Source organism: Cecembia rubra (assembly GCF_003014575.1).
Classification (GTDB): domain Bacteria; phylum Bacteroidota; class Bacteroidia; order Cytophagales; family Cyclobacteriaceae; genus Cecembia_A; species Cecembia_A rubra.
The window spans coordinates 245,210-269,517 of the sequence record NZ_PYGF01000007.1; the positions used below are offsets into that span (position 1 = coordinate 245,210).

The window sequence follows — 24,308 nt, forward strand, 5'->3', positions numbered from 1 at the left end:
CTGGATTATGAAAACAAAAAAAATTGAAGTTCCACAGGCTGGCCTGTCCGGACTTCGACAATACTGGAAAGCTGATCTTATTTCCGGCTTTTTGGTATTCCTTATCGCCCTTCCTTTATGTCTCGGTATATCTATGGCCTCAGGCTTCCCGCCTGTGGCAGGAATTTTCACAGCCATTATTGGCGGAATAGTGGTGAGTTTCTTTGGAGGGTCCCAATTGACCATTAAGGGTCCGGCGGCAGGTCTAATTGTGATCGCTTTAGGGGCAGTGACCGAATTGGGCCAAGGTGATCCTATGTTGGGTTATAAACTGACTTTGGCGGTGATTGTGGTTGCAGGTATTCTGCAGATGATCTTTGGCTGGGTAAAGTCCGGAATCTTGGCCGATTTCTTTCCTTCCGCTGCTGTGCATGGGATGTTGGCGGCCATTGGGGTCATCATTGCCGCCAAGCAGTTGTTTACGCTTATAGGGGTTAAACCTGAGGCCCATGAGACCTTGGATCTATTGGCGGAACTCCCTTCAGGATTTGCCCAGCTCAATCCGGAGATTGCTTTGATCGGGCTGATCAGTTTGCTGATCATGTTCAGCTTTCCGCTAATCAAGCATCCTTTGTTAAAAAAAATACCTGCTCCCTTGGTGGTTATTTTGGTAGCCATTCCATTGGGTAGGATCTTTGACCTGGAGCATGAACATACTTATTTGTTTTTGGACGGACATGAATACAGCATTGGGCCCAAATTTCTGGTGACTTTGCCCGACAGCTTGTTGGCTGCGGTTACTTTCCCAGATTTTTCCCAGCTGTTTTCTGGTACCTCTATCAAATACATCATCATGTTTGCGTTGGTGGGAAGCCTGGAATCGCTATTAAGTTCCAAGGCTATTGATTCCCTGGATCCTTACAAAAGAAAATCCAATATGAACAGGGATCTCTTGGGTGTAGGTGTCGGCAATACATTAGCAGGCTTGATTGGTGGGCTTCCGATGATTTCAGAAATCGTGAGGAGCTCTTCCAATATCAACAACGGCGGGAAAACCTGGTGGTCCAATGTCTTCCATGGCCTGTTTCTTTTGATTTTCGTGGCTTTCTTCCCTTTTCTGATACATCAGATTCCGTTAGCTGCTTTGGCCGCTATGTTGATTTATACTGGCTACAGGTTGGCCTCGCCCAAGGAGTTTTATAAAACTTACCAGATCGGGAAAGAGCAGTTGGCCATTTTCCTGATCACCATTGTCGTCACTTTGGGAACTGACCTGCTGTTAGGCATTGCTGCGGGGATCCTTACAAAAATTATCATGCATCTCAAAAATGGTCTGCCCTTGAAAAACATCTTTAAGCCTCTTTTCACAGTAACGGTAGAAGGTGATTCTTATGTGGTAGATGTTTTTCACTCCGCAGTTTTCAGCAATTACATTTTGCTGAAAAAATCCCTTGATGCTTTACCGCGTGGCAAGCACCTGATCTTGGATTTTACCAATGCCAACCTGGTGGACCATACGGTGATGGAAAACCTTCACCATTACCAACACGATTATGAACATGAGGGAGGGAAATTTGATATGAGGGGTATGGAGCACCTGGAGAAGCGGAGCAGCCATATTTTGGCTGCAAGAAAAGCCAAGAAAACCGCTTAAGCACACGTGCCAGTATAAGTTTGTAATAAAGCAATGGTCCCCGATTCGGGAACCATTGCTGCTTTTTCAAAGGGCTGGTCAGCATGTAGGGGTTCATCTGCTGCAAACCGCTCATTACCTTCCAGCAAAAAGTCCAACACATATTCTTGGGGCACTTCTTCAGCCGATGGAACTACAGACGCTTTTTTGTATCCAAACAGGAAAATGAGTAGCCCGATAGGTATCAACCAGATCAATTGGGTGTATTTTTTGGTATACCTGATCATTAGGGTGCAGTTTATTATAAAACTGTCCATTTCATTAAGGAAATCTTCGGGAGAAATATCAATTGGGGTTACATTTTGGAGAAATTTAGATAAAGGCCTATCAGTAATGCTACAGTTCCTGAAACCAAAAATAAAAACTCCGGACCAAGACTGTACCAGACAAATCCGGCAAAGGAGCTGGCCATCAATGCCGCTATACTTTGGAAGGCTGTGTAGGTTCCTATGGCGGTTGCAGTGTCTTTTGGCTGACTGATATTGGTAACCCAGGCTTTAGCCACCCCTTCGGTTGCCGCTGAAAACAAACCGTACAAGAGAAACAATGCGATAAACATCCAGAAATGGTCCGCGTAACCCATCCCCAAATACACCGCTGCAAAGATGAATAGACCAAAAGCAAAGACCCTTTTCATCCCCCATCTGTCGGCCAATGAACCCAAGGGATAAGCAAACAGCGCATACACCAAATTGAAAAAAATATAAAGACCGATGACATGGGTATCCCCCAGACCCGCTTCTTTAAGCTTGAGCAAAAGAAAAACATCAGAATGGTTGAAAAGTGAAAATATCAGCAGGGGAACAAGCAGTTTCCTATAGGCAGCAGGACTTTCTTTCCAATACCGGATAAAATCAAGAAAACTTGTTTTTGAGATTTGCTGTGGTTTTTCCCGCTTCTTTTCCCGGATAATAAATGTAAAACTTATGGCCAGAATGCCTGGAAGAAAAGCCAGCAGGAACAGCATTTTATAATCCTCGGGACGATAGGCTAAGTACAGCAACGCCAACAAGGGACCTACCACAGCCCCTAGGGTATCCATAGCCCTGTGAAATCCAAAGACACGGCCTTTGGTAGCATTAGTGGCTTCATCGGACAAAAGCGCATCCCGGGCACCTGTTCTTAGTCCTTTACCAAACCTGTCCAAAGTCCTTGCAAAAAACACCCAAAGCGGAAAAACATAGGCCACCAACAAGGGTTTGGAAATAGCGCTGAGCGTATAGCCCAACTGAACAAAAGGCAACCGCTTTCCTTGATTGTCACTGAGTTTGCCAAAGTATCCCTTGCTCATACCTGCTGTTGCTTCAGCCACCCCCTCTAGGATCCCTATCAAAAGGACAGAAAATCCTATACTGCTCAAATAAATCGGCATGACCGGATACAGCATCTCACTGGCCACATCTGTGAAGAAACTGACCAAGGAGAGGATGATAACGTTTTTTGTCAGGAGGGAGGATTTCATTTGAAACAACCTAAAGATTACTGTCCAAAATCTCTTAACTATTTACCGGCTTCTGTCTGATTATTTTTATTAATTCCAATAAGATAAGCATCAATACTCCCCCAAGTAATGAAGGTATAAAATGATAGTAACCAGGGAAATCAAAACTGAAAATCTTTTGCAACCAGGTAATCTTAATGGTCAACAACAACATGGTAAATGCAGTCAGTGAAATGATCCAGATTGCCACATTTTTTTCAAAAATTACGGACAAAAAGTTCCTCGAATCAGACAATGAAGTAAGTATCAGAAACACATTTCCCATAATCAACAAAGAAAAAGCGATGGCCCTTACCTCTCCGTCGGAATGCCCTTCGTTGATGGAAAAAAAATAAACAATGACTACCATAGCCAAGAGTAATAAACCTTTGAGCAAACTGAATAATATTTTTCCCCATCCGAAAAACAGTTCATCTGGATTTCTTGGTGGCCGATTCATGATTCCTTTCTCTTCCTGCTCTGATTCAAAAGCAATAGAACATACCGGATCAATGATTAACTCCATAAATACTATATGAATAGGCATCAAAAGAATGGGTAGGGAAGGGAAAAAGGCAGGGAGAAGGACCAGGCCAATGATTGGAATATGAATAGCAATGATATATGACATTGCTTTTTGCAGATTGTCAAAAATCTTTCTTCCCAAACGTATTGCGCTTACTATTGAAGCAAAATTATCATCAAGCAATACTAAAGATGATGCTTCGCGGGCTACATCTGTGCCCTTTAAGCCCATGGCTACGCCAATATCCGCTGCCTTGAGGGCAGGGGCATCATTGACCCCATCTCCTGTCATAGCGACTATTTCGCCATTTGCTTTAAGAGCCTGAACAATTTGTAGTTTTTGCTCGGGAACAATTCTCGCAAATACGCTGGTATGTTTTATTCTTTCTTTTAACTCAGCCGTATCCATATCCCGCAGTTCCGTACCCGTTAACACATTATCATTATGAATTAAACCTATTTGGCTGGCAATGCTTTTTGCAGTTGCCGGATAATCACCGGTAATCATGATGACTTTTATCCCTGCTTCATTACAATCTTTGATGGCTTGTGGAACCTCAGGGCGTATGGGGTCCTCAAAGGCTACTAAACCGGTAAATTCAAAATCAAAACCGCTCTGCTTGTCAGGTAAGGCAGCACCTGAAGAACAAATGCTTCTTGCTGCAGCAAGAACCCTATACCCCTTTTCGGCCAGTTTTTGTACAAGTTGTTTTTTTCCGGCCGTTACAGCCTCTGAAAATCCGCACAATTGAAAAACCGTTTCGGGAGCCCCTTTGCAATAAGCCGTAACAATCTGGTTATTTTCAGACCCCAAGACCCTTGTCATGGCAATAAACTCTTTGGATATTGGATATTCTTTCAAAATTTTACCTTCATCCAAATGGATTTCCAAATCATTCAAAGTGCTGTTGATCGCTTTTTCCATCGGGTCAATGGAGTTGCTGGGTGAAGCGAGATACAGGATCCTTAATAATTCTTCGATTTCTTTTCCTTGGGTCTTAAAATCTGGTTTATAAGAGATAATATCATTATAGGCCAAAGCTGCTATTTCCATTTTGTTCTGTGTAATGGTACCCGTTTTGTCCGAGCATAATACTGTGGCAGAACCGAGGGTTTCAATGGCCGATGGTTTTCTGGTCAGTACTTTATTTTTCGATAAACGCCATCCCCCTAAAGCAAGAAAAATAGTCAGTACTACAGGAAACTCTTCTGGCAGCAAAGCCATGGCAGCGGCAAGTCCATTGAGAAGTGAGAATAAAAAATTGCCTCTTGTAAAGTAAAATGCCAAAATCACTCCAGCACTGATGATTGCACCTCCTAAAAATAGGTTTCGGATCAGTGTTTTCATCTCCCGCTGTAAACGTGTGCTTTCTTGCTGAATAGTCTGTAAAGAAACGCCGATTTTCCCAAACTGGGTTTTGGTTCCGGTAAGGACCACTTTGGCAACTCCTGTTCCCTGAACCACTAATGAGCCACTAAAAACCTGAGTATCGGAATGCTCAGTCTTAATGACGGGAATAGATTCCCCGGTTAATAGTGATTCGTCTACAGTTAGGTTGTTGCTTTCAATAACCAAAGCATCTGCAGGAACCCGGTCTCCTTCATGAAGGATAACGATGTCCTCTAGTACCACCTCCCTGCCTGCAATACGGATCTCTATTCCATCGCGGATCACTAAAGCACGGGGAGAGGAAAGCTGCCTCAATGCCGCTAAAGATTTTTCAGTCTTCCGGTGTTGGTAGAAAGTGATAAAAATGATGATGAATACCCAACAAAAAAGTATTGTCCCCTCAGAATAGTCCCCTAAAACAAAGTAAACCAAACTACAACTGATCAGTAAAAGAAACAAGGGCTCTCTGATTACCTCAAGGGCAATCTGCCAAACATTTTTCGGCTTAGCAGAGGGCAATTCGTTGTAGCCGTGATTTTTAAGTTTTTCAGAAGCTTCTGCACTTGTTAATCCTTTTACCATTTTGCTTTACACGCTTACCCCAAACAGATATCCGACCAGTCCGGAAAGCACCATGGCTATAGTTCCCCAAACGGTAATTCTTAGGATAGCTTTTTTGATGCCCGAGCCACCTGTCCTGGCGGAAACAGCTCCCAAAATGACAAGGAAAAGGATAGTGAATCCATAAAGGAAATACTCCAGGTTGGTCACAGGGAGCAGCAGGATCACCAAGAGTGGTAAAATCCCTCCGGCAGTGAATGCGGCTCCAGAAGCCAGTGCTGCCTGAATGGGGTTGGCCTGACTGATTTCATTGATACCCAACTCATCCCTTATATGGGTCCCCAGGGCATCTGCCGCCGTGAGCTCTTTGGCTACCTGCTTGGCAGTGGCTTTGGTCAGGCCCCTTTTTTGATAGATCTGTGCCAGGATTTTTTCCTCTTCCTCAGGCATATCCTGAAGTTCCTGTATCTCCCTTTCTATGTCGGACTTTTCAATATCCGTCTGGGAACTTACCGACACGTATTCTCCTGCCGCCATGGATAATGCCCCTGCTACTAAGCCTGCCACCGTAGCCAAAACGATGGGGTCTTTGGTAGTACTGGCGGCAGTGACACCTATGGCAAGGCTGGAAATGGAAATAATACCATCATTGGCGCCCAATACCGCTGCCCTTAGCCAATTGCTGCGGTGGATATAGTGGCTTTCCAAATAGTTTTCTATGGTGAGCTTTTTGTTATTTTCCATGGAGAATGAGGTCTTGTGGTTTATTGGTTTTTAAATGTTTTTATCGAATACAGCATTTTTACTTGACAATCTGAAAGCCTCCTTTGGAGAGGAATTGACTTCCTTTGGGGAATTTTTCGGGATTGGCAATGGCAGACATTCCCTCATCCTGTGAAAGTAACTCTACTTCCATTTTCCTGAAATGGTAGGTATCTGCTTCTTTTTTCTCCAGAAGGAGTACATAGTTTTTACTGTCCGCATTGAGAACTGCAGTGTTGGGAAGGGCTGATTGGGTACTGGAAGTCTGCCCGATTTTGGCTTCCACAAACATTCCCGGCACTAGTGCCTGTCCTTCCTTTTCATCTTTCAAATGGACATGGATTGCCAACATTCTCTTTTCGTTGATGGATTGCCCAAGAAGGAAAATCTCTCCCTCAAAGACTTTCGACTTGTTGTCGGGCAGGTAGAAGGTCACGGGCTGCCCGATTTCCAGGGCAATGGCATCTTTTTCAAATACGTTCAGCTCGATGTGCAGATGGGCTTTGTTCACCAGGGTCAAAGCTACATCCGATGCATTGAGGTAGGTGCCCTGATTGACTTTGATGGATTCTATATAGCCGGAAATCGGTGCAAAAACAGCCGCTTTGGAACTGATGTTGGAAGCCGTGGTTTTGTCAGCAGCGATATTGATCAAGGCCAGCTTTTTTTTCAAACTCTCCGCTTTGGCCAACATGCTTTTGTAATCGGATTCTGCTTTCAGAAAATTCTTCTGAGAAGTGACATTTTCCTCATATAGGGCCTTTTGCCTTTCATAATCGGATTTCAGATAGCTAAGTTGGCTTGAAGCGTCCAGATAGTCCTGCTGCATCTGCACGAATTCCGGGTTTTCCATGACAAAAAGAACCTGCCCCTTGTTGACTTTCTGTCCTACCAAAAGATCAAATTGGACAATATTGCCCCCGAAATAGCAGCTTACTTCAAAGCGTCCTTCTGCAGGGATGTTGACAATTCCATTGGAAAGGATGAAGGTGGTAAAAGGATACTCCTGAAGACTTGTCATTTCCATATTGGATTTGTCGTACTGCTCCTGTGTGATGAGGATGACATCAACATCAGCTGCTTCCTCATTGCGCTGTGTCTTTTGTTCTTTGGAGCCACAAGCCACAAAAATTCCCAAGAGGACAATCGAAAGGATATAGGATAGTATTTTCATAATCAGGGTTGGATCAGGTAATTGATTTCCAGGACAGTCATGTTGTAACCTTGTAAATTGAACAGGTAGTCCAACTCGATATTTCTGGAACTTTCAATCAGGAGTACATATTGAAGGAAGTCTATTTCCCCGTTCTGAAATGCCAAGGTTCCCTGGTTGATCAGCTGACGGCTGAGGTTCTTTCCCTCGTTTTGATAGAATGAAATGGCTTCTTGGAATTTTTGTAACTCTATTTCCAATTGATGCCTTCTGTTCTCCAGCTGGAAACTGTAGTTTTCCAACGCAAAGGTTGCTTGGTTCCACTCAAGTCTGGAGGCCTGGATTTTGGCTTTCTGCGGCGCAAACCACAGGGGAACCGCTACACCAAACTGTACACCGGGATATACTTTTGCATTCATACCATTGTTTGTTCCTCTGAACACCTCTGCGCTCAGATCGGGCAGCAAGCGGTTTTTTTCCAGTTGCATGTTGTCTTTCCTCAGCTCCAGGTTCTTTTGGAAAAGGCCTAACCCTGGATGATTGGTCCAGATGGCATCCTGAACAGGCAAAGGCTCCAAGGGAATGCGTTTGATCACAAAATTGCTTTCGGTCTGTATAAGCTGTTCCAGTCTTTGGTAGGTCTGTCTCTTACTTTCTGAAGCTTGGGCCAACTTGACGGCCATTTCCCTTTTTTTGGTTTCTGCGGTAACCTTTTCGAGGTAGTTGGTCTCTCCTGTCGTAAACCTGAGATTGGCTGCTTTGGAAAACTGGGCATATAGGCTGTCCAGAAAGCGGAAGTTATTTTCCATTTCTTCCCAATAGAGGATGGTATAATAGGTTTGGGAAACTTCCTTGAGCAACTGGGTTTTTTCCATTTCAAATTCCTGATAGCGGACTTCAGATATATCACTTAGTACCCGCTTTTGAAGTCCATAAACGGTTGGGAACTGCGCACTTTGGCTCAGGCCCCATACCCTGTTGGAAATGCCGTTTTCAGCAATGTCATTTTGATCATGCCGGTAAAAAACCTGTGTTTTTTCAATGTTGACTCCCGCACCCACCATAGCACGGGTAGCTTCCAGGTTTTGGTAGGAGGCTTTCAGCCCGCGGTTGTTTTCTATGGCAGCCTGCATGGCGGTTTCCAGATCGATGACTGTTGTCTGAGACTTTCCCACCAAAGGGAAAAGACCGATAAAGGCGATAAGTATCCCTATTTTAAGGATATTATTCATGGGAACTTGATTTAGAATGGAACATGCTGTACAGGACAGGCAAAACCACCAGGGTCAATAAGGTAGCAGATACCAATCCTCCGACCACTACTGTGGCCAAAGGCCTTTGCACTTCCGCACCGGCAGAGGTAGAGATGGCCATGGGCAAAAAGCCCAGTGCTGCAGCGGCAGCGGTAAGCAATACCGGCCTCAGCCGTTCTTTTGTGCCTTTTAAAATCAGGGACTGAAGATCACCAGTGTGTATGTGTTTTAGCTCTTTGAAGTGCTCAATCAAAACGATCCCGTTGAGAACTGCGATACCAAAAAGTGCAATGAAGCCTACTCCTGCCGAGATACTGAAGGGCATGCCTCGGATAAACAGCAACAGAATACCGCCTACTGCAGAAAAAGGAATGGCCGTATAGATCATCAGGGCTTCCTTGATGGAGGAAAGGGCAAAAAAGAGCAAGAGGAAAATCAGGGCCAGGGCAATAGGAACAGCGATCATCAGCCTGGCCTTGGCCATGTTCAGGTTTTCAAATTGGCCCCCGTAATCCAGGTAGTAGCCTTCGGGGAGTTTGACTTTTTCGGTCAATCTGGTCTGAATGTCATCTACCACGGATTGAAGATCCCTGTTTCTGACATTGACCCCGATCACCACCCTCCGTTTGGAAGCGTCCCTGGATATTTTGGCAGGTCCACGGTCCATGTAAATTTCCGCAAATTCACTTAATGGAAGGGAGCTCCCATCCGGTAGACCTACAGCGGCCAAGCGTATATTGTCCAAGTTGACCCGGTATTCTTTATCAAAACGGATGACCAGGTCAAACTGCTTTTCACCTTCGAATACGACTCCTGTTTTCATTCCTGCAAAACCCATGGTGATGATGTCGTTCAAAGTAGAAATGTTGACCCCGTATTTGGCTATTTTCTCCCTGTCATAGCGGATTTTCATTTGGGGGAGTCCGGCGGTTTTTTCCACAATGATATCAGCTGCCCCTTCCACTCCTTGGATGGCCGCCTCAATTTCCCTGGCTTTTTGGTTGAGGATCTCCAGGTCCTCACCGAACAGCTTGATGGCCAGATCTGCACGTACCCCGGTTATCAGTTCGTTGAAACGCATTTCTATGGGCTGGGTAAATTCAAACTCCAGTCCGGGGATCACAGAAAGCGCCTTTTTGAAAGCATCCGCCAGTTCATCTTTTGTGCTGACCGTCTGCCATTCTTTGGGAGGCTTCAAGGTTACGATGATATCACTTTCCTCCATGGACATGGGATCAGTGGGTATTTCAGCCGCACCAATCCTACTCACTACCTGATCCACTTCCGGGAATCCAATGAGGATTTTTTCGATCTCTGTGGTCATTTCTATGGTATTACTCAAGGTGGTACCTGTTTTTAGGACGGGCTGGATCACAAAGTCACCCTCGTCCAGGGTGGGAATAAACTCTGCACCCATTCTGGAAAATATTCCGAAAGCGAAAATCAGAATTCCCACAGCAAGTCCGAGCACTGTTTTTTTATGTTCTAGGGCCCATTGGAGTGTAGGTTGATAAAAGCTGTAGATAGCATCAAGTAAGCGGGAGGTAATGTTTTTCTTTTCAGGATCTGTGGCTTTTAGAAACAGGGAGGAGACTACAGGCACATAGGTTAATCCAAGGATCATGGTGCCGATTAGCGCAAAGCTGAACACCTGGGCCATGGGCCGGAACATTTTGCCTTCCACACCTGATAGGGAAAGTATGGGAATAAATACGATAATGATGATGATCTGTCCAAAGACAGCGGAATGCATCATTTTGGAGGCGGCATCAATGGCAATATGGTCCCTCTTCTCTTTTATCTGGGTTTTGGATAGCCCGGAAAACTCGGTGAATCCTTTGGACAACTGAAAAGCGATGAATTCTACAATAATCACCGCTCCGTCGATGATGATACCGAAGTCGATTGCACCTAAACTCATCAGGTTGGCATCCACCCCAAAAATGTTCATCATGGAAAGGGCAAATAGCAAGCTTAAGGGAATCACCGAAGACACCACGAGGCCTGATCTGATATTTCCCAAAAGCAAGACCACCACAAATATCACGATCAAACAACCCAAAATCAGGTTTTCGGCAATGGTGAAAGTGGTCTTTCCGATCAGGTCGCTTCTGTCCAAAAAGCCGTTGATGACAATTCCTTCAGGTAAGGTGGGTTCGATTTGGGCCAGTTTTTCCTTGACTCGGTCTATAGTGGCTTTGGAATCTGCCCCTCTCAGCATCATGACCTGGCCCAACACTTTTTCGCCTTGTCCATTGGCGGTGATGGCGCCAAAGCGGTTGGCATGGCCAAATCCCACCGTGCCCAAATCCCGCACATAAATGGGCGTTCCCTGCCTGACATCCACCACTATGTAGCCAATCTCTTCCAAGGTTTTGACCTGTCCTTCTGCGCGGATGAAATAGGATTCATCGGTCTTTTCTATGTAGCCTCCCCCGGCGATGGAGTTGTTTTCTTCAAGAGCACGGTACACTTGACTTAGATCAATTTGTAGGGATTTGAGGCGCTCGGGGTTGACCGCTACTTCATATTGTTTCAAAAATCCTCCCCAGGTATTGACCTCCACCACTCCCTGAATTCCAGACAACTGTCTTTTGACTAGCCAATCCTGGATCGTTCTCAGGTCGGTCAGGCTGTATTTGTCCTCATAACCGGGTTTGACATCGATGATGTACTGGAATATTTCTCCCAGTCCAGTGGTGATAGGACCCATAAATGGGGAACCAAAGCCTTGGGGGATATTTTCCTGTGCACTTTGGATTTTCTCAGCGATCAGTTGCCTGGGCAGGAAGGAACCCATGTTGTCCTCAAAGACAATGGTGACTACAGAAAGCCCAAACTTGGAGACCGAGCGGATTTCTTTCACACCGGGTAAGTTGACCATCTCAAGTTCAATAGGGTAGGTCAGGTACCTTTCCACATCTTCTGTGGAAAGGTTTCTGGAGGTGGTGATTACCTGCACCTGATTGTTGGTGACATCAGGAACCGCCCCTATGGGAATCTGGGTAAGGGAATAAATACCATATCCAATCAGACCGATGACCAGGAGGAAAACGATGATTTTGTTTCCGACACTCCATCTGATGATTTTTTCTAACATAAGCCGGGGGAAAAATAAACTTATGGACTTGCTCGAGAAATAATGGAAACCTTAGGTTTTTTCCTGGCTTACCGTCCAGCCTCTTTGTTTATCCACACCTCCCATTGACCAAATTCATTAATGAAATTTACGCTTTTTGCAGCGCTTTTTGATTGATTTTTAAAATTATTTCCCGTCAATGCAGAAAAAATTCGGAGGAAAAATCCCAGGGTTTGCGAGGTGCTGAAATGAGTTTTGCAAACAGGGCAGACTTAGGTTTTGGGAAAGGCTTTAATGAGGAAATATTATCCGTCTCCTTTCTTTTATTTTGGTCAAAATTGAAAAAATATCCCGCTCAGTCCAGTAATAAACTGATCTCTAAACAATCTAACTGGGAGAAGATTCAATCCATATTTTTCTTGGCCACTAGCCAGCCTTTAGCTTTAGAAAGTCCTGGCGTTTTTCCGGTAAAGAGCTTCCCCGCTTTTTTGTCCTCTTTGAGTTGCCACTTATACCAGTGGGTAGCTACCCGTGCAAATTCACCTCCATAAGGCTGACCATAGGTGCCGCCATGCCCTACATCGAGATTGCCAACGAAAATGGGCACATGGTTGATCCGTTCAAAATCGTCCATGCCATTGCCATAGGCTATGTCGGACTTTCCTCCCAAAAGATAAAGTGTGGGAACTTTGATATTGCTCAGTTGCTCTTTGGTCACTTGGGGCATTCCTGGCCTTCCTTCACCCGGATTGCCCAAAACGCCACTGTTGAAAACCCCAATGGTGCTAATCCGTGGATCCCCGGCAACTTCAAGCGTTTGAAGACCACCGCAGGACATCCCGCTCACGGCTATTTTTTCAGTATCCAGTTTTCGGAAGTAAGGGCTTTTTGGATCATTGTTCTGGGCAATGGCCCAGTCAATGGCGTCCAAAAGTTTATGCGACTTAGAACGGACATCTGATTGTTTGGGCATGGTGCCGATGGCAATAACCAAAAAACCATGAGAGGCTACTTCATTTAGGAAATTGATATGCTCCCAAGGAGAATCAAAACAGGCACCATTTCCCCAAGCGATGATGGGGAGTTTATTTTTTTCGCCAAACTTGCTTAGATCCTGAGGTTTAAATACTGTATGGGTAGGAAGGCTGGTTTCAGACACCATGATAGCAGGGAATTCTCCTGTACCACCATTTTCTATGATTTCAGAGAGGGTATTCTGGAAAACCAGATTTTCCGAGAAAAAGGGAAGGGCCTTGGTTTGGATACGTTCCGCAATCCGATTCAGATGATCCCCTTCATAGCTTTCATAGAAATGTGGGATTTGGTAAGATTCCAAAAGCTCATGAAGGGATTTGGTGGCCTCACTGATTCCCCGGTCCTGTAAGCCGGCATCCAATGCGATAGCCTTTAGTTTTTTGAGATTGATGATGTATTGGTCTACAATATTGAGGGTTCTGTTGGCGATGATCTTGTTGATAACCTCCTGTCGGTGCTCCCCGTTCTTTGCAGGAAGGTCAAGATAAAAGGGAGGATTTTGGGGATTAGGAGCAAAGGCAGCTGAAGTGGCCAGCGTCGCAATTTCGAAGAAATTGGCTCCTTCCAATTGATCCGGAGTAAATTTCTCCAGTTTGGCCATCAGTTCTCCATTGGTATTGGCCCCACCATCCATGCAGCAAGGGCTGAGGGCATAAATGGCAGAAAAGACCTCGGGATACTTCATCCCCAAGCGCAAGGTGCCATAACCTCCCATAGAATGCCCGGCCAGTCCGCGGCTTCTTTTGTCAGCTAAAGTGCGGTAGTTGGTATCAATATATTCCACGAGTTCCTTGGTGACGAAAGTTTCCCAATCACCGATGGTAGCTGAATTCGCATACATACTGCCTTTGAAGCGGTTATAGGCATTGGGCATCACCACGATCATTTCTTTGGAAAGTCCTTCGGCAAGGGACTGCTCGATGACGGTTTGCAGATTGATCCAATGTTTTTCCCAACCAAACCATTGTGAGTCGGTGTCTGTAAAACCATGAAGCATGTACAGCACTGGGTAACGGTTTTCTGGGTTAGATTGGTAAGAGGTGGGCAAATAAACAGTCACATCCCTCTCTGTCGGATCTCCGATCAGGTTGCCCTCCAATGCAGCGCTGTAGACTTTGATGCGTTCCTTGCTGCCTTTTTGGGCAAATGTTGAGTTTATACTCAGGCACATTAAAAGGATTAAAAGAAGGTGCTTTTTCATAGGTCAATGGGTTTATGCATTAATTTTCAGAGGAGCGTAAATCAGTTTCAATAACCTCCTGTAGTGATCAGTGATTTGAACAGCGGATGTAATTCCCTGTTGGTAAGGGGATCTATTATCAAAAATAGGAATCTCAAATGGTAAATAGTGATGGAGGTAAAAAAAGTTTTGGCAATATCCCATGTGGATAACTCTCAGATTTAAAGTTGGGGACAGGAAAATTACTAAAAAGAAAAAGGTAGTGAAATTAAGCCTCTCACTACCTTTTATACCTGTTTTGTTGATATCCTAAATTTTTCAAGGTCCCTTATTGCTCCACCTTAAGGTGGTCCGCCTATTTTCCTGGTGCTGTGCATTGGAACAAGACCTGGAGTTGCAATCATGAATAGGACGGGTTTTTCCAAAGTAAGCATATTCAATCCTGTCTGATTCAATGCCTTTGCTTATTAAATAATCCACAACAGCTTTTGCTCTTTTTTCGGACAGGTATTCATTATAGACTTCATTTCCCCTTTGGTCTGTATGCCCTTCTATGGTAATCTTCAGATCAGGATTGTTTTTCATCTGATTGGCCACATTATCCAATTCAACCCTGTGCTGTTCTCTGATGTTGCTTTTGTCAAAATCAAAATAAAGGGTAGGTAAATCCTGGGACTTATCCACATTGATTTCCTCCGAAACAGTTGGGGCAAGTACCAGATCGCAAGGATCTGTTGTTCCCGCAGGTAACTTGTATTGTTTTTGCTGATCAGTAAATGCGGCCAGGATCAATTCACTTCTTCTGTTCATTTGATGATTTACTTCAGCGCATGGAACACCATCTCCGCAGTTGTTAACCAATCTTTCTTCTCCGAACCATTCCGTGCTGATGCGATCTGCCGCCAAGCCTAGACCTGTTAAATATTCTTTGACGGACTCGGCTCTCTTTTCGCTGAGTTTCTCATTGTATTCATTCGCACCTCTTGAATCGGTATGTGAATTGACATAAAGAACTGTATGAGGATTATCCACCATCAATGCTGCAATTTTATTGAGCGTTTGTCTTTCACTTTCCCTTATGTCCGATTTATCAAAATCATAGTAAATGTTATCCACATACATTTTGGAGTTATAAGGAATCGGAGCCAGCTTGTATGTCATCATAAGCGTATCACCTTCAAATCCAACTGTACTGAAAGACTTGTCTTCCAAATCAAAAAATCCATTTTTAGAAATTTTCAAGCGATAATCTGAATCAGGATCCAAGCTTGCATGTAAGATACCTTCCTTGGTAAGTTCTGTTTGAAGAGGATTGCCCAAGTTATCCACAATGTTAGATTCAAATTCCGTGATGGATTCTCCATACAGTCCTCCACTGTAACTTTCAACACTTTGAACATTTCCCTTAGGGTATAGATATCATCCAGGCCCATACCATCTTTTCTATCGGAAGTAAAATACCTTTTGCCGTTCTCTGCTACTACAAAAAAGAAATCATCCCGGGTACTGTTGTAGGGAGCTCCCATGTTGCGTAAGTTATCCACACGGCCATTGACGATGTCTGCTGCAAAAATGTCCATACCCCCAAAACCTACATGTCCCCTAGAGGAAAAGAATAGCTGGTTGTCGTGGATAAAGGGATGGCTTTCACTGTGTGGTGTATTGATAATTGGACCTAGGTTTACCGGTTTTGAAAAATTAAAATTGTCATCAAAAGCTGAATAGTAAAGATCAAAACCACCATGTCCACCAGGCATATCTGAGGCAAAATAGAGTCTTTTAGAAGACTTATCCACAAAAGGGTTCATGACCCCATAAGACAAGTGGTCATTGTATTTAAATGGTTTGCTATTCGTGATATTCCCCGAATCATCAATTTTGCCAAAATAAATCCCGGCATGATTGACTATGTTCTTGCTTCCTTTAACCTTTGTTTTTGCAACAAATGCTGTGTAAAAAATAATGTCCTTTTCTGAAAAATAATGCGGATCGCTGACGTGAAAGACATTTTTTAAATCGGTGTTCACTGCTGCAACTTCACCTTCGGCGTTTTTCCTGTAAATTTTGTAAAACTCACGCTCATTGTAATTGCTTTTCTCTTGGCTAAAAATCTCATTTTTGGCATCCAGCCTAAATGTTGGAATGGATTGGCTATTTCCCACAGGACCCCGGTCGCTGGAGAAAAGTAAATGGCCGTTTTTTTCAAATGTAATTCCCAATTCAGAGGCATCGGAATTAATTTCTTCAAGGGAAGCCAGCTTTAAGTTCGATTTTTTGTGCAGTTTTCTAATTCCATCAATATTCAATTCCGGGAAATCAGCTGAGACATATCCTCCCTTTTCCAAAAGGGTATCAATTTCTTCCCAATTGTGGATCTTCAGGGCAGCAATCAAATAATCTTGATAGTCCTGCTTGGTTGATTCAGAGTAAGCAATCGCTTTTTTCCGCCATTCATAGGCTTCATCGTAAGATCCAAATTTTTCTAATGTATTGGCTAATTTGACTGCTGTTTCATATTTTTCCTTCTTGTTGTAAGCCTTTTTGTAAGCATTGGCGGCTTTATAGTAATTTTCCAAATTAAATTGCGTGTCCGCATATCTCAAGATAGCACTCTGCGCCTGGGAATCGATTTGAATAAAAAGCAAACAAAGAAGAGAGAGCGCAAATAGTGTAATTGCCTTTCTGCCTGAATGAAAAATAAATGATTTAAAAAGTCCGAACTTGATCATAATCATTTTTTTAACAGCCTGTTTTTCCAGTTTTTGATAGCCATGGCACATAGTACTGATAAAATCCACTAGAGTTTTCGCAACTGCTAAGTGCTTGATGTAACTTTCCAGAAATGTGGATAACTTTATTGTTGGTGATTAATTTTTTTATTTATCGAGATTTTTCAGTCAAGAAAAACAGTAACTCTATCTTCGATGAAATGAATAACTTTACGCTTATGGCAAGCAGAATTTCACAAAATATTATACACAAAATTGGTGATATTTTGACAATTTCAAAATTTATTTGATAAAAAATTAGCAAAAACAAAACAAAAATTTATAAGATGTGTTTTTTTGCTATTGAGATGCAAAAAAATAGTGGTGCAATACTTTGGATACAGTTAGCTGTTTATTGAAAAACTTAGGCTATCAAGGAAATGATTGAAATTAATCAGTTTGAATTTGACCAAAATACTTCCCGATCAATAGAAAATGATGGTTTTATTCCCATAGGCCAGTACTTTCCTGTCCAAATGGTACTTGATGGCTTTTGACAATACGACTTTTTCCACATCCTGACCAATTTGTACCAAATCAGAAGGCGTGTTATGGTGTCTGACACGGGCCACTTCCTGTTCGATGATGGGTCCTGCATCCAATTCCTCTGTAACATAATGTGCAGTGGCCCCAATGATTTTAACGCCACGTTCATATGCCGCATGGTAAGGTTTTGCCCCTACGAAAGCAGGTAAAAAAGAATGATGAATGTTGATAACTTGATTTGGATATTGATTGATGAAGTCGCTGGACAGTATCTGCATGTACCTGGCCAAAACAATAAAATCAACATTAAACTCCTTTAATAACGCGATTTGTTGCTGTTCCACCTCCGTTTTATTTGACTTATCCACAGGCAGGTGATAGAAAGGAATATTGAACGCTTTAACTACTCCTTGCAAATCCATGTGGTTGGATATCACCAAAGGGATATCCACATCAAACTGTCCCGAATATACCCTGCTAAGGATATCAAATAAGCAGTGGGAAAGTTTTGATACAAACAGTGCCATCCTTGGTTTTGGAAAGTTGAAGTATAAATCGAATTTCATCCCGAATTTGACGGCCACTTCTTTTTCGAAGGAAGGTCTGATCTCATCTTTATGAAGTCCAAAGCTTTCCAACTCCCATGCTGCCCGCATAAAAAACATTCCGATTTCCTCGTCAACATGCTGGTCTACTTCTAAAATATTGCCCTGATATTTGTACAAAAAATCAGAAATATGGGCTACAATGCCTTTTTGGTCCGGGCATTGGATAATCAAAATTGCCTTGTTCATAGGTATATAGGTTTGATTTTAAAAATAATCCAAAAAATTGATGATTGCCAAAGGTCTTGCCGATGGAAACCATCAATTTAGGCCAGTAAAGCCTCGATATCATCTTTGCTAAGGCTCTTCATAAAGCTTTCTTCGGTACTGATCAATTCGCCTGCTAAAGCCATTTTTCTTTCCTGAAGGGCCATGATTTTTTCCTCAACTGTATTGTGGGTAATGAATTTGTAAATCATGACTTTGTTCTCCTGCCCGATACGGTGTGCCCTGTCTATGGCCTGTGCCTCAACTGCCGGGTTCCACCAAGGGTCCAAAAGGAAGACATACTCTGCCTTGGTAAGGTTAAGCCCGACTCCACCAGCCTTAAGGGAAATCAGGAAAATTTTGATCTTTTCATTTTCCTGGAAGGCCTTAACTTGAGCCTGTCGGTCTTTGGTGGTACCATCGAGGTAGGCATAAGGAATATTTTCTTCATTCAGATATTCCCTGACAATGGCCAAATGTCTTACAAATTGGCTGAAAACAAGGACTTTGTGCCCTTCACTTGCCGTAGCTTCCAGCATGTGGATAACATCCTCGAGTTTTCCTGAATCACCCGTATAATGTTTATCCACAAGCTTGGGATGGTTGGCTATCTGCCTCAACTGGGTCAGACCCCTCAATAAAGTAAACTGTTGGTTTTTTAGCCCAGGAAGGGTCATTTCACTGATAATTTTTTCCCTGTAATAGCTTTTTACCTCTTCATAGGCTTTTTCCTGTTCAGGGGTCATCGTGGCGTATTTGACACTGATTACCTTTTCAGGCAGGTCCGTTGCCACCTGACTTTTGAGTCGGCGCATGATGAAAGGTTTGATCATGGCATGCAGTTTAGCGGCCTTGTCCATATCGTTTTTCTTTTCGATAGGTTGCAAAAACTGCTTTTTGAACATGCCCTGTGTACCCAATAGCCCCTTGTTGATAAAGTTCATCTGGGACCAAAGATCCATGGTGCCGTTTTCCACAGGGGTACCTGTGAGGATCAGTTTTTGCCTGCAATTAAGCTCACAGACAGCTTTGGAAATGATACTTCCCGGATTTTTGATGGCCTGGGATTCATCCAAGATGATGTAATTAAAGTAGAATTCCTTTAAGATATCCACATCCATACGCGCAATACCATAAGAAGTGAGCACCAGGTCGTACTTAGCGAACCTGCTGCTGTCCTTGATTCTTTGGGTTCCTGTATAGGTAAGAATCTTCAATCCTGGGGTAAACTTTTTTGCTTCAAGTTCCCAGTTGTAAATCAGGGAAGTCGGCATGACCAACAATGATGTCGCTGCAGGATTGGCTTCTTTCTCATGTGCCAACAAAGCCAAGGCCTGTACGGTTTTTCCCAAACCCATATCATCTGCAAGACATCCGCCAAAGCGGTATTCATTTAGGAACCTCAGCCAATTGTAGCCCGCTTTTTGGTAAGGGCGAAGCTCTCCTTTAAAGGTAAAAGGCAAATCATAATCTTCGATCTGACTAAAATCCCGCAACTTTTCCAGTTTTCTGCTCAAGGTCAACTGTAACAGATTCCCTTCTTGGAGTTCCTGAGCAAGGGCTATGTGATGCTTTTTCAGAACCAACCCTGAAGATTTTTCATCCTCCTGCTCTTCCAGAAAAGCAAACATTTCTGAATAATCCACAAACCATGAATTCGGGATTACCGCTATCTCCCCATTTGGCAGTTCAAATTCTGATTTGCCCTGAAGCAATAATTTCCGCAGCTTATGGAAGGGTACTTCAAAGGAACCAAACTTGATTATGGCATGCACATCAAACCAGTCAATGTTTTCCTTGACCTCTACAGAGATTCTGGCATTTCCAAGAAAATATTTTTTACCTTTTATGGTACTTGTCTGGTGAATAGCGATATTCTTTGCTTCTAATGCTTCCCTATTGCTATTGATCCATCCAAAGGCCATGGATTTAAAAAGTGAATACTTCCCGGATTTGACCGGCAGATTGAGATCTTTTAGGAAGTCCCCATAATACTTTTCCTTTTCCGGATTCCTGATTACTTTATGAAAAACATAATTGTCTCCAATTATTTCCAGCTCTACATTATTGTCTCGACGGTCTTCCGAACGAAAAGAATAAGGCCCATATTGGAAATGAAGATCAAATACAATTTTTTCTTCCTCTACATCTTCTAAAAAATTACCAAAAAGATCCGTTTTGGGGGTAGATGGAAGGTCACTTAAGTAAAGAATTGCCTGTGGTTCACTTCTTTCTACTTTTATGTCAAAGCCAACAGCATAGACATCGAAAGAGGCAAGCAATTGGGTTACAAATTTACGATAGTATTGCTCCTCAACTTTTTTGGGGATAACTATGAATTTTTTATTCAGAAATGGCTGTAGCTTTTTCCCGTCTACCCCTTTTTTGAAACTATACAACCTATAATCCACAACAAGCCAGGCAGGTTCATTGCAGACCAAATAGGCATTTCTATATTGCCATTCCAGCTTTTCACCCTCATATTTGATGGTGGGAAAATAATGGGTATTCTCTTCATTCCTTCTGAAATGAAAAAGCACAGATGCTTTTTGAGGCATGATTTCTATTTCTCTCCAAATAGGATTGCCATCATTTCCCATTTCAAAAAGTCGTTTACCATGTAGGTTCTCCAAAACTTTTGACCTTAACCCTTCCAGTTTGAGTTCAATCAATTCTTGAATGGTTTTATTCTCAGTTTTTGGGTCATAGATTTTTCTGAGAAACTCTTTAGGCTTCAGCTTCTTTTGGTTGAACTTTTTAACAACCGCATCCTGCTGCATTTCATCCATCCATTTGATGAGTTTGTAATCTGTTTCATCAAGGCCAGACGCAAATTCTGGCGCATTGATGGAAGAAATGTTCTGATGGGCAAAAGAGAATCTTCCTTTTTCATCGAGTTGTACTACAAAAGATTCAAACAAAAGTCCAAGGAACTCATGGCTGAATAATGAATAAACAAGCTGAAATGGCTGTTCTGCAGAAACTTTCATGGTGCTGAAATAAATCACCAATAAAAATCAATTAGTGACTTAATTTTTGAAATCAAATTAGTTGGAAAAATACTGAAAAAAATTCTCATTAAAAAGATTGCGGAAGGGAAAATGCCCTTCCCTGTCTTTTTAGCTTCATTTTCAATGGACTTAATTGTCAATAATAAATTACCCAACCATCCAGTTCATGTTGCCTGGAAAAACGGTCTTTGGGTATTTCCACCATAGGTTTTTTCAGCCGGCTTTTCTTCACTAGTAAAACCGAAGATTCTGGACATTCATGGATAAACCATTCCGGATTTTCCTTTAAGTTGATCAGGTTTTTTTTCCAATTGTTGGTCTTTTCAAACTGGGTTTCCCTGTTCAGGTCATCCGAACCATCATAGAGTGAAATGATATTTTTATCTGACAAAAATGAAATTGAGGGCATCCTTCTGTCATATACCAATACATTTTTCCTTTCCGACAGGTTTTCATTCAAAAAGCTGACAATGTTTCTGGCATCATTGACCATTCCCGCATTGTTGATAAACACATAGCTGGAAGCTGCTGTGATTCCCATAATAAAAAGATAGGCATTGATAACAGTCCTGTCTTTCACCCTCATTGGCAAAAGCCTGATGGTTAGGATCACGGTAGTTGTCAACACCAAAACAAAGTAAAATTTATAATTTAGGACAAGATCTGGTTCTATGAAACTACTTATCCCCAGACCGATAAGGATAAGCATTTGAAAAATAAACAAAGCCTTGTCCCATTTTTCCTGAGTTTTCTTTTTCATATTCAGCCAGGTAGCCGCACCTACAATGGCAATTCCTGGATAGATTGGCAAGATGTACAACACCAATTTGGATTGACTTAAGGAAAAAAACAGCAGGGGCACTAATACCCAGCTCATGAGGCTGAGTAATTCTTTGTTTTTTTCTTGCCAAGCTTCCTTTACTTTGGAGAGAATCACTAAAAACCAAGGGAAAGCAGTGGCAATTACAATAGGGATATAAAACCAAAAAGGTTGGCTTCTTTTGAAGGTGTCAGTGGCAAAGCGCTCCAACGTATGCTTGAAGAGAAAATAATCCAAAAACTGTCTGTCTTCTAAAAATAATAAGATAAACCAGCTGAAGCCGAGAAGAAGAAACATTGAAATTCCTAAAACATGTGTGGATAACTTCCCTAAGGACAGTTTAAGGAAGGATTTTTGGGCAAGAAGCAGCACTACAGGAATAATCAGTACTACCGGTCCTTTGGTAAGGAAGCCAAGACCCAATAAAAAATAATACATTAACAGGTCCTTTTGTTGATAACTTTTCAGGTACCTGAACCAAAACAGCAATGCAGATAGAACAAAAGTCGCCAAATAGGCATCCGTAGTCAGACCTCTTCCAGCTATTATTACTGTGGGCAAAGAAGCATAGATTAAAGCAGCGTAAAATGCCCCGTTTTCCTCATTAAAGATCAATTTCCAAATCCTGAAGACCAGCCAAATCTGTAATAGAATGGCCAGCTGTAAAAAAAACCTTGCTGACCAAGGGGATATTCCAAATAATTTATAGGATAAAGCTGTGATCCAATAAGTAACTGGAGGCTTATGATAATGGTAAATGCCCATCAACTGGGGATGGAGATAATCTCCGGTTTCCAACATCTCTTTAGGGATTTGGGCGTAGCGTGCCTCGCTGCTTTCGGTAACGCCCCATCCTCCAAGGTTGAAAAAAAGGACCATTGCAGTGAAAACCAACAAGGCCGAAAGCCTGTAAGGCTTGAATTTTTGAAAAAGGGAGATGGATCTTTTCACGTTATGGTGGAAATTGAGATGGAGGTTTCTGAAATATACTACCAGTCCAAAAGACTGGCCAATAAATAATACAGCATCTTTCCTGAAAATCGCATAAACCGCGATAATCAAAGAACCTACTATACTGATATACCAGAATGAGGTAGGAAATACGGAATCTTTGATTTTTTCGGAATGGATCCATTGGACCACAAATCTGGAAGTGAAAATAAGCTGACCCAATGTGCCCCATGTCAGTAGCATACTTTCAATTTCGGGATTCTCCAGTAGCCTTTCCCAGTTGTAATCCAATCCAAAAACCAAGAAGGCAAATAAGGAAAATGGTAGTAAATAGGCAAAATACCTTAAAGCCATGGGGAGCTTATTCCATTCTCCTTTCAGCTGTAGGTTACGGATATATATCAGGTAACCGACCAATTGGCCTCCAACAATCACGATATCACTTCTGAAAAACCCGTAAAGAATCAGTAGAAGGGAGGCAAAGAGACTTAGCTGCCAAAAAACAGATGGCGATACGACCCGATTGGCTTTTTCAGACTGGAGTAGTTGGACTATAAATCGTGCCGCAAAAAGTGCTTGGGCGATAAGCCCCATTCCTATTAGCAAAAAACTATTCATTGATGAAGGGTTTATGAACTATTTCCGTTTGGAAAGGTACATTCCTTTTTTTGAGACGGTAAACCAGCAGTGTGTCCAAAAAGGGCTGCACCATGCGATTAAAAGCATTGAATTTGGATTGACCCTCTACTCTTGGATAATGGTTAATGGGTATGATTTTAATTTTTCCACCATAAATCTGGGAAAGTGCCGGGAAAAAACGGTGAAAACCATTGAAAAAGGGTAGCCTGACTGCAAAGTCCCTTTGAAAAATCTTCAATGGACATCCTGTATCTTTCACACCATCATTGAGGAAGCTGTTTCTCACCCAATTGGCAAATCCTGAGGAAATTTTTTTACCTAAACCATCCTTGCGGCCCTGCCTTTCTCCGGCAACCAATTGAAAATCCTCTATAAAAGGCTCAAATTTGAGGAAATCCATGGCTGAAGTCTGAAGATCTGCATCAATATAAGCCACCCAATCAGTCTGAGACTGGTCAAATCCTGCCTTGATTGCGGCGCTGAGACCAAAATTTCTTGAAAAAGAAATAAAACCATACCGTGAGTTTTCCTTACATACTTCCTGGATTTTTTCCAATGAACTGTCTGAGGATCCATCATTTACAAATAGGACAAACACCCTATATGCGGATTGCGCAATATATTCATCAAGTGCCTGCTTGACTCTTAAAATATTTCCCTCCTCATTGTATACAGGGACAATTACAGTAATTGACTTCATGAAATATGCTTCAAAAGTTGGGTTGCCTTTT

15 protein-coding genes are annotated in these 24,308 nt (G+C 42.5%); 1 reads left to right on the plus strand and 14 read right to left on the minus strand.

The genetic code is table 11. The annotated features are described in order from the left end of the window. The first annotated feature begins 7 nt into the window (after positions 1-7). On the plus strand, positions 8-1,633 hold the full coding sequence (locus CLV48_RS13805; RefSeq protein WP_106567875.1) for a SulP family inorganic anion transporter: 1,626 nt from the start codon (positions 8-10) through the stop codon (positions 1,631-1,633). Here CLV48_RS13805 and CLV48_RS13810 read toward each other — a convergent pair. The 14 genes from CLV48_RS13810 to CLV48_RS13870 all read right to left on the minus strand — a co-directional run bounded on the left by CLV48_RS13810 (position 1,630) and on the right by CLV48_RS13870 (position 24,277). Further along, positions 1,630-1,899, minus strand: coding sequence for a hypothetical protein (locus tag CLV48_RS13810; RefSeq protein WP_106567876.1), 270 nt, complete (start codon positions 1,897-1,899; stop codon positions 1,630-1,632). The two genes, CLV48_RS13805 and CLV48_RS13810, sit on opposite strands and share 4 nt — an antisense overlap. A 68-nt stretch (positions 1,900-1,967) precedes the next feature. Continuing rightward, the gene (locus CLV48_RS13815) at positions 1,968-3,134 is read right to left on the minus strand and encodes an MFS transporter (RefSeq protein WP_106567877.1); all 1,167 of its coding nucleotides are present in this window, start codon (positions 3,132-3,134) and stop codon (positions 1,968-1,970) included. Between the two features lie 34 nt (positions 3,135-3,168). Continuing rightward, positions 3,169-5,649 (minus strand): cation-translocating P-type ATPase, encoded by a 2,481-nt coding sequence (locus CLV48_RS13820; protein WP_106567878.1) that lies wholly within the window; start codon positions 5,647-5,649, stop codon positions 3,169-3,171. A 6-nt stretch (positions 5,650-5,655) separates the two neighbouring features. After that, entirely contained in the window at positions 5,656-6,372 is a 717-nt protein-coding gene (locus tag CLV48_RS13825; protein WP_106567879.1) for a VIT1/CCC1 transporter family protein, read from the minus strand. Between the two features lie 58 nt (positions 6,373-6,430). Further along, a complete protein-coding gene (locus tag CLV48_RS13830) occupies positions 6,431-7,564 on the minus strand; it encodes an efflux RND transporter periplasmic adaptor subunit (protein ID WP_106567880.1) in 1,134 nt (377 codons plus the stop codon). 2 nt (positions 7,565-7,566) lie between these two features. Further along, complete coding sequence (locus tag CLV48_RS20770; protein ID WP_106567881.1) at positions 7,567-8,775, minus strand: TolC family protein; 1,209 nt, start codon at positions 8,773-8,775, stop codon at positions 7,567-7,569. Then, positions 8,768-11,896 carry an efflux RND transporter permease subunit gene (locus tag CLV48_RS13840; protein ID WP_106567882.1) on the minus strand — a complete coding sequence of 1,043 codons (3,129 nt, stop codon included), beginning with the start codon at positions 11,894-11,896 and terminating at the stop codon, positions 8,768-8,770. The genes CLV48_RS20770 and CLV48_RS13840 overlap by 8 nt, the downstream gene beginning before the upstream one ends. A gap of 382 nt (positions 11,897-12,278) precedes the next feature. After that, positions 12,279-14,111 carry an alpha/beta hydrolase-fold protein gene (locus CLV48_RS13845; RefSeq protein ID WP_106567883.1) on the minus strand — a complete coding sequence of 611 codons (1,833 nt, stop codon included), beginning with the start codon at positions 14,109-14,111 and terminating at the stop codon, positions 12,279-12,281. Positions 14,112-14,408: 297 nt separating this feature from the next. Further along, positions 14,409-15,332, minus strand: a complete 924-nt coding sequence (locus tag CLV48_RS20775) for an OmpA family protein (protein WP_245889562.1) — start codon at positions 15,330-15,332, stop codon at positions 14,409-14,411. After that, positions 15,329-16,819 (minus strand): tetratricopeptide repeat protein, encoded by a 1,491-nt coding sequence (locus CLV48_RS20780; RefSeq protein WP_245889563.1) that lies wholly within the window; start codon positions 16,817-16,819, stop codon positions 15,329-15,331. The genes CLV48_RS20775 and CLV48_RS20780 overlap by 4 nt, the downstream gene beginning before the upstream one ends. A 464-nt stretch (positions 16,820-17,283) precedes the next feature. Further along, positions 17,284-18,138: a formyltetrahydrofolate deformylase gene (purU, locus tag CLV48_RS13855; protein WP_106567884.1), complete on the minus strand. Its 855-nt coding sequence runs from the start codon at positions 18,136-18,138 to the stop codon at positions 17,284-17,286. 77 nt (positions 18,139-18,215) lie between these two features. Then, complete coding sequence (locus CLV48_RS13860) at positions 18,216-21,146, minus strand: DEAD/DEAH box helicase (RefSeq protein ID WP_106567885.1); 2,931 nt, start codon at positions 21,144-21,146, stop codon at positions 18,216-18,218. Between the two features lie 157 nt (positions 21,147-21,303). Continuing rightward, entirely contained in the window at positions 21,304-23,556 is a 2,253-nt protein-coding gene (locus CLV48_RS13865) for a lipid-A-disaccharide synthase N-terminal domain-containing protein (protein ID WP_106567886.1), read from the minus strand. Then, complete coding sequence (locus CLV48_RS13870) at positions 23,549-24,277, minus strand: glycosyltransferase (RefSeq protein ID WP_106567887.1); 729 nt, start codon at positions 24,275-24,277, stop codon at positions 23,549-23,551. Before CLV48_RS13870 ends, CLV48_RS13865 begins: the two co-directional genes overlap by 8 nt. Between the last annotated feature and the right edge of the window lie 31 nt (positions 24,278-24,308).

Bases quoted from the DNA above. Each gene is read 5' to 3' on its own strand.
- CLV48_RS20780 (WP_245889563.1), bottom strand. From the start codon at position 16,819: ATGATCAAGTTCGGACTTTTTAAATCATTTATTTTTCATTCAGGCAGA.
- CLV48_RS13815 (WP_106567877.1), bottom strand. From the start codon at position 3,134: ATGAAATCCTCCCTCCTGACAAAAAACGTTATCATCCTCTCCTTGGTC.
- CLV48_RS13810 (WP_106567876.1), bottom strand. From the start codon at position 1,899: ATGATCAGGTATACCAAAAAATACACCCAATTGATCTGGTTGATACCT.
- CLV48_RS13870 (WP_106567887.1), bottom strand. From the start codon at position 24,277: ATGAAGTCAATTACTGTAATTGTCCCTGTATACAATGAGGAGGGAAAT.
- CLV48_RS20770 (WP_106567881.1), bottom strand. From the start codon at position 8,775: ATGAATAATATCCTTAAAATAGGGATACTTATCGCCTTTATCGGTCTT.
- CLV48_RS13830 (WP_106567880.1), bottom strand. From the start codon at position 7,564: ATGAAAATACTATCCTATATCCTTTCGATTGTCCTCTTGGGAATTTTT.
- CLV48_RS13845 (WP_106567883.1), bottom strand. From the start codon at position 14,111: ATGAAAAAGCACCTTCTTTTAATCCTTTTAATGTGCCTGAGTATAAAC.
- CLV48_RS13840 (WP_106567882.1), bottom strand. From the start codon at position 11,896: ATGTTAGAAAAAATCATCAGATGGAGTGTCGGAAACAAAATCATCGTT.
- CLV48_RS13825 (WP_106567879.1), bottom strand. From the start codon at position 6,372: ATGGAAAATAACAAAAAGCTCACCATAGAAAACTATTTGGAAAGCCAC.
- CLV48_RS13865 (WP_106567886.1), bottom strand. From the start codon at position 23,556: ATGAATAGTTTTTTGCTAATAGGAATGGGGCTTATCGCCCAAGCACTT.
- CLV48_RS13820 (WP_106567878.1), bottom strand. From the start codon at position 5,649: ATGGTAAAAGGATTAACAAGTGCAGAAGCTTCTGAAAAACTTAAAAAT.
- purU (WP_106567884.1), bottom strand. From the start codon at position 18,138: ATGAACAAGGCAATTTTGATTATCCAATGCCCGGACCAAAAAGGCATT.
- CLV48_RS13805 (WP_106567875.1), top strand. From the start codon at position 8: ATGAAAACAAAAAAAATTGAAGTTCCACAGGCTGGCCTGTCCGGACTT.
- CLV48_RS13860 (WP_106567885.1), bottom strand. From the start codon at position 21,146: ATGAAAGTTTCTGCAGAACAGCCATTTCAGCTTGTTTATTCATTATTC.